The sequence below is a fragment of the Streptococcus loxodontisalivarius genome, assembly GCF_016908645.1.
Lineage (GTDB): Bacteria > Bacillota > Bacilli > Lactobacillales > Streptococcaceae > Streptococcus > Streptococcus loxodontisalivarius.
Genome location: NZ_JAFBEH010000078.1, coordinates 1 through 4,773, shown reverse-complemented (window position 1 = coordinate 4,773; position 4,773 = coordinate 1). Strand labels below are relative to the sequence as shown.

Annotated in this window: 5 protein-coding genes; 2 read left to right on the top strand and 3 right to left on the bottom strand. The window is 39.7% G+C overall.

From position 1 onward, the window contains the following. Window positions 1–190: 190 nt before the first annotated feature. A complete protein-coding gene (locus tag JOC28_RS10340) occupies window positions 191–814 on the bottom strand; it encodes a Pr6Pr family membrane protein (RefSeq protein WP_205010604.1) in 624 nt (207 codons plus the stop codon). 176 nt (window positions 815–990) lie between these two features. Here JOC28_RS10340 and JOC28_RS10335 point away from each other — a divergent pair, with 176 nt between their 5' ends. Next, window positions 991–2,145, top strand: a complete 1,155-nt coding sequence (locus tag JOC28_RS10335; RefSeq protein ID WP_205010603.1) for an Mbeg1-like protein — start codon at window positions 991–993, stop codon at window positions 2,143–2,145. A 21-nt stretch (window positions 2,146–2,166) separates the two neighbouring features. Here the strand turns inward: JOC28_RS10335 and JOC28_RS10330 are convergent, their stop codons facing one another. Both JOC28_RS10330 and JOC28_RS10325 read right to left on the bottom strand, forming a co-directional pair. Beyond that, the gene (locus JOC28_RS10330) at window positions 2,167–3,519 is read right to left on the bottom strand and encodes an MFS transporter (RefSeq protein WP_205010602.1); all 1,353 of its coding nucleotides are present in this window, start codon (window positions 3,517–3,519) and stop codon (window positions 2,167–2,169) included. Then, window positions 3,509–3,949: a MarR family winged helix-turn-helix transcriptional regulator gene (locus JOC28_RS10325; protein ID WP_386701536.1), complete on the bottom strand. Its 441-nt coding sequence runs from the start codon at window positions 3,947–3,949 to the stop codon at window positions 3,509–3,511. The genes JOC28_RS10330 and JOC28_RS10325 overlap by 11 nt, the downstream gene beginning before the upstream one ends. A 280-nt stretch (window positions 3,950–4,229) precedes the next feature. On the opposite strand from JOC28_RS10325, the gene JOC28_RS10320 reads away from it, so the two are divergent. Beyond that, window positions 4,230–4,691, top strand: a complete 462-nt coding sequence (locus JOC28_RS10320) for a hypothetical protein (protein ID WP_205010601.1) — start codon at window positions 4,230–4,232, stop codon at window positions 4,689–4,691. Window positions 4,692–4,773: the final 82 nt, after the last annotated feature.

Sequence of the window (4,773 nt, the reverse complement as noted above, 5' to 3'; positions counted from 1 at the left end):
AGCTTTTTTGACCATAACAAAACACTCCTGTTTCTAGTTTACTAGATTTCAACAGAAGTGTTTTTTCTTGTGTCTCATTTGTGGGGGCTAGTGCCTCCCTAGCTTGAGCTTTTTAGTATATTAAAAAAGGAGTGTGCTGAGCCCTAGTAAGTACTAGGAAGCAGCTACACTACCTTATTATCTTTATTATTTAGGCTCTTTTTCCGATAAATCGTTTTAGGAGGAAGAGCAGATAGCCAACTAAGATGTAGGCGATTGAAATGACGAGTGTATTGGTAAGAACATTTGCCCAGCCATATTTATAGACGTTGATGAAGAAGTAGGCGAAGGGACTATCGACTGCACCAGGAATTGGCAACTTGATCACCATGCCGTTCAAGAGGGCAAAGCCAAAGTAAATCAAGGGTACTGATGTCCAAAGAAGCGGATCAAACCAACGATAAACAGCCTTCTTATCAAGGAAGAGAGTGTCTAGAATCATGGCAATAGGCACAATATAGTGAACTAGAAAATTACGGACATTCCAGAATTCCTGAGGTTCAACCAAGGGTGCCAGCATGAAGTGGTAGATGACATGAGTAATGGTAATTGCCATTGTCACACCTGCCTTGGTTCTGAGCAGTCCTGTGAAAGCATTGATGGGTCCATTTTTTCGCTCGAAGTAAACAAGGTAGAGCATGAAGCTAAAGACCAAGATATTTGATAAAACAGTATAATAAAGGAGCATTCCCCAACCATCTTGATAGATTTGCATTGAGACACCGATAATGCCCAAAATCGCAACCAAGAGGCGATAAAGTTGAGTTTTTGACATGTGAATTAAAACCTTTCTAAGTTTGTTGGGGTTCTATTGCTAGCCCGAGACTTTCTCGATAGAAGGCTAGTGTCAGGTAAAAGAGCCCCAAACTATTCTATCTTATCATATTTGCACTTGACGAGGTAGGGATTTCTTTGTAGAATTTTAGGGATGTCTATCAAGGAAGGGGAATTATGGCTGGGATTATTGATTATGTTAAGGCGGTTTCAGAACGGGATTTCGAAGAGTTTCCGCTCAATGAACTTGATATTGTCTGTCTCAACGAGATTGGTTATGTGTCCTTTGGTGAAGTTCTGTCCTCAATCTTTGATTTAGGGAAAAAGCTGCGCCTTTCAGAAGTTTTAGACCATTATTCAAAAGAGGAGAATCAGAAACTCTATCAGGTTACAAATCCTTTTATGATGACGGCAGAGCGTTTGGAATTATTGAAGGAAATGTTGTCCTCTAAGCGATTTCAAAGTTTGAGCTTGTCCTATTATGTCAATGACATCAATCGTGAATACGAGAAACAATTTGCTGCTATGGTTTTTACGATCGAGTCTATCGGTCATGAACAAATCGTGATTCGTGGGACGGATGATAGTCTTATCGGATGGAAAGAAGATTTTAAACTGACCTACAGTCGTGAAATTGCTGCGCATCGCTCTGCTATTGCCTACCTGAAAATGGTACTACCTGACCTCGGACAAAATGTCTATCTATCAGGTCATTCTAAGGGCGGTAACATTGCTCTTTATGCTGCCAGCCAGTTGAAGGCAGAACTTCAGAGTCAGCTGTTGGTCATCTATATGTTGGACGCACCTGGCTTGCAGGAGGAGATGTTATCATCGAGAGGTTACCGTGCAGTGCGTGATAAGATTGTTTTTCTGAGACCTCAGGAATCAATTGTAGGTGTCATGCTCAGTCTTGATGTGCCAGTTAAAATTGTCAAGAGTGCAAGCTTTGGTATTTCGCAACATGCAGTAACTAATTGGCAAGTTAATCTGGATGGAAGTTTTATGACTCAAGAGCAGGGAACTGAGCTCAGTCAAAATCTTGAGAAGACCTTTAAGAACTGGACTAGAGAGTTAGGAAGTCAAGACCTGAAGCTCTTGTTTGACACTCTTTTTGATACCTTAATTGATAACGGTATTCAGAGTCTTAACGATATCAATCTTGAGTCGCTGAATAAGGTCAGAAAGGCGCTCACAGCTTTTTCTAGTCTACCACAGAGAAAACGAAGCCTTATGACCAAGGCTGGACTAACTTTTTTAGCAATTTTTACATCTAGTCTGAGACCTAATCGCTTATTAGCCCAAAAACAAGAAAAAAACGAGTCGGAGAAGTAGAAGTCCGAACTCGTTTTTATATTAGTCTTTGAAGTGACTAAACATTATTTTGTAAAAGAGGAAGTTAGCAAGGACTAGGACCAAGAGAATCATAAAGACGTATTGGCTACCTTGACTGACGCTAGCAGCACTATCAACCACGACTGCAGAGATTGCTGTACCAAGAGCACCAGCGAATTGCTGAATCATTTGGAAGATGGCTGTGATGTCCGCTGATTTTTCACGAGGCATCTCGTTCATGACTGCTGCCATGGTGTTATTGAAAGCCATATTTCGTCCGATTGTAAAGACAATGTAGATTAGAGTGATTGACCAAAGTAGAAGGCTTGATGTGAAGAAACTGAGGAGGACAAGAGCAAGTGTGAAAATCGCATTTCCCCAGTAGAGTGATAGACGTGGTCCCTTGTCATCATAGAGTTTACCAAAGAAAGGTTCTGTAAAGGTACCAATCAAAGTTCCTGGAAGTAGGGAGAAACCAGCCAAGGAAGATCCTAAACCAAGTGACATGGTCAAAAAGTTTGGAATAACGAAGTTGGCTGAAAGGTTTGAGAATTGGAAGATGGCAAATGGCAGTAGCCCAAAGAGAATCAGTGGATTGGTCAGAAGTTTAATATCTAAAAACGGATTTTCTTCTTTAGAGCTGCGCCATATAAAGGCAAGCAAGGCTAGAATAAATACCAGTAAGTAAGTCCAATTCAACTGACCTGCTTCTAAACTTGATACTGCAAGCAGAGCACTTGATAAGGCGATAGCAAGTAAGATGAAATCAAACCAGTTAAAGGGTCTTTTCTCAGCAGAAGCAGGGCTATTTTCAATAAAAATCGCCCCAATTATAAGAGCAAGCAAAGCAACAGGTAGAATAGCAATGAAAATCCACTGCCAGTCAAAGCGGGCAATCATAAAACCGCCGTATGTGGGTCCAAATGCAGGTGCCAATCCCATAATGAGTCCGCCCATACCCATATAGAAGCCCATTTTTTGGCGGGGAATACGTTCAGCGATAATGTTGAACATGAGTGGCATGGCAACACCAGTCCCCATCCCTTGGAGGACACGACCGAGAATCATAATTCCGAACTGTTGGCTAGCGATAGCAATCAAGCTACCAGTTATAAAAAATGCAACAGATGCGAAGAAAATATGACGTTCTTTAAAATTTTGCTTGAGGGTGGCACTGGTTGTAATGGTAACAGCAACAGCTAGTAAGTAGGCTGTGGTCACCCATTGAAGAACTCCCAGCTCCAGACCAAAAACCTCGCTCAGGTGCGAGAAAGTCACATTCATAGAAGTTTCAGACAAGATACCGCAGAAAGATAAGAGTGCGGTGGCAATAATTGCCCAAATAGTCTTTTTAGATGTGGTTTCACTTGACATTTTTAATCTCCTTTTTAATCATTTGGTTTAGGATTTTTTGAAAAATGCGGCGCTCATCTTCAGAAAAGTTTTGGCTAAATGCCTCTTCCTGTTCCTTGAAGAAATCTTGGCAACGCAGAGCAATTTGACTCCCCTTACTTGTGAGATGGACAGAGCGCTGTCTAGCATCTTGAGCTGAAATCTGACGGCTAATCAACCCCTTTTTTTCCATTCCTTGCAGGATTCCAGTTGCAGTAGAGCGTTGGATATGAAACTCCTGCTCAATGTCTTTTTGTAGGTAGGATTCCTTCTCAGCTTGAAAAATGAAGTCCAAGATTGACATCTGAGTTCCAGTTAGGTCAAAAGGCTTGGCAAACTGATCGAGGTCTCTTGATAGTTGAAGGCTGGCTCTTTTGACCAGTCGTCCTGTTTCTCTCATTGTGATACTCATTTCAAAAATATTCGTTAGGAAGCTAACGATATTTAGTATAGGACTTATTAGTTTTATTGTCAAGCTTTTTTGAAAAAAGATTTGATTAGAAAAATAAGGGAATCTAAAATTTCCAAATTTTATAGAAGAAAGTTGTTTTAAGGAACAAATTTGGGTAGAAGTTGTGCTTTTAACCAAAATTTCACATAAATTACTTATTTAAATTTTATCTAAATACCACTTTATTTTAAGAATAAGTTAAGCTATAATGAAATTATTAAAAGGAAAGAGAGATGCCCTTATGAGTAATAACCAAACTCCTAATGACACCCCTAAGGATAAAACTAAAGTTCAAGCTTTCTTTGCGACAGTTAAAGAACGCTTTGCCAAACTGACTAAAACACAAAAGATTGTCTCTGGTATTGTAGGAGCAATTGTTGTGCTTGGTCTAATCGCTATTCCGCTAATTAAGCCACTGCAAGAAAAGCTTGCTTTGGCATCAATCGGAAGTTCACCTGTAAAGATTACGGTAAATTCTGCTGAAACGATCATTCCCTATGATGGTGATGAAGATTCAACCTACATTGCCTATAATGTGACCTTTGAAAATACAAGTAGTAAAAGCATGAATTTTACATCTGTTATTGAATTGGTTAATGATGAAGGTGAAGCTCTTTCACCTGAATATGTCTATGATTCAACTGAAAAGTTTGAAACCATTCAATCAGAAATTCTATCTATTGGAAAAAATAGAAAGTTCTAAAATGAAGTTAGCCAGTTGAAGGCATGAAAAAAACATCTCAGAGAGATATAATGTAGTCACCACAACACACACTAGAAGGACT